General features: G+C 39.2%; 2 protein-coding genes. Both read left to right on the top strand.

The features are described from left to right. Positions 1 to 1,257: autoinducer-2 kinase (gene lsrK, locus CN601_RS21780; protein ID WP_098172343.1), on the top strand; the 1,257-nt coding region annotated here is incomplete at its 5' end. A gap of 19 nt (positions 1,258 to 1,276) precedes the next feature. After that, positions 1,277 to 1,515: cupin domain-containing protein (locus tag CN601_RS21775; RefSeq protein WP_098172342.1), on the top strand; the 239-nt coding region annotated here is incomplete at its 3' end.

Genomic DNA, 1,515 nt, shown 5'->3' with positions numbered 1-1,515 from the left:
GATGCTCGAGCTTCGGATGAGGTCAAAGCATTAAAGGAATTAGATCCTGAATTAGAATACAAGATTTATAGGTTATCAGGTCAAATGTTTGCATTAGGGGCACTGCCTAGGCTTTTGTGGATAAAAAATCATTTACCAGGGATTTATGCAAAAGCTACTGACATGACTATGATTAATGATTGGATTCTTTATAAATTGTCAGGGAAACTACAAGTGGATCCTTCAAATGGGTGTACTACAGGGATATTTGATATTGAGAAAAGGAATTGGGAAAGTGATGTAGTAAAAATGTGCGGACTAAAAAATAATTTATTTCCGCCAGTAAATGAAGCTGGTACTATTATCGGTTACGTGATGGATGAAGTAGCAGCGTATACAGGTTTGAATTCAGGAACTCCGGTTATTTGTGGAGGCGGAGATGCTCAGATGGCTTCTGTTGGTGTCGGAGCGGTAAAAGCGGGGCAAGCCGTTGTATCAGGTGGATCATTTTGGCAGCAGGAAGTCAATGTGAGACAGCCTTTAGTTGACAAAAGTGGCCGTATCCGTGTTAACTGCCATGCAGTGCCTGAATTATGGCAGCTAGAAACCATTGCTTTTTTTCCTGGGCTTGTAATGAGATGGTTTCGTGATGCATTTTGTGATTTGGAAAAAACAGAAGCAAAATTGACCGGTAGAGACCCGTATGAAATTTTAGAAGAAAAGTCAAAAAATGTTCCAATCGGGGCAAATGGGATTATTCCTATCTTTTCAGATACGATGAATTATAGCGCTTGGCGCCATGCATCTCCATCATTTATTAATCTCACTCTAGATCCTCTAAAGACTGGTAAAAAAGAAATGTTTAAATCGATTCAAGAAAATGCTGCGCTTATCACACTAGGAAACTTAAAGATTATAGAAGAAGAAACTGGTTATTATCCAAGTGAAGTTATTTTTACTGGTGGTGCTTCGAAAGGAAAACTTTGGAGTCAAACCCTTGCAGATGTTCTTGGAGTGCCAGTGAAAGTACCTGTAGTTAAAGAAGCAGCAGCATTAGGTACCTCACTATTCGCGGGGATCGGCATAGGAATTTATAAGAATATCCATCAAGCAGTTAACCAAGTTGTAAAGTGGGAGAGGACACATATACCTAACGATGAAAACCATGACCAATACCTAGAAATCTATGAAAAATGGAGAATTGTATATCTAGAACAGCTTCAACTTGCTGATCGTGGTTTAACGACTCATATGTGGAAGGCGCCTGGTCTGGAATAATGTGAAAGGTGGTGAAGGGATGAAGAAAGTTCACGAAAATGAATTCGATTATCGGTTTGGCGACAATGGGCCGAAATATTTAACAAAAGGTCCGAACGTAGATATTGGTGTGGTTGTATTGAAACCGGGTCAAGACTTTCAAAACCATTATCATACAGTTTATGAAGAAATTTTCTATATCCTCGAAGGGCAGATAGATTTCTATATTAATGGTAATAAGGTTCCTACAATACCAGGAGATATGATTCAATGCCGCCC

Origin of the sequence: Bacillus sp. AFS017336, assembly GCF_002555445.1 — a bacterium.
Lineage (GTDB): Bacteria > Bacillota > Bacilli > Bacillales > Bacillaceae_G > Gottfriedia.
Note: the sequence above shows the minus strand (reverse complement) of the source record. Positions and strands in the feature narration are given on the sequence as shown.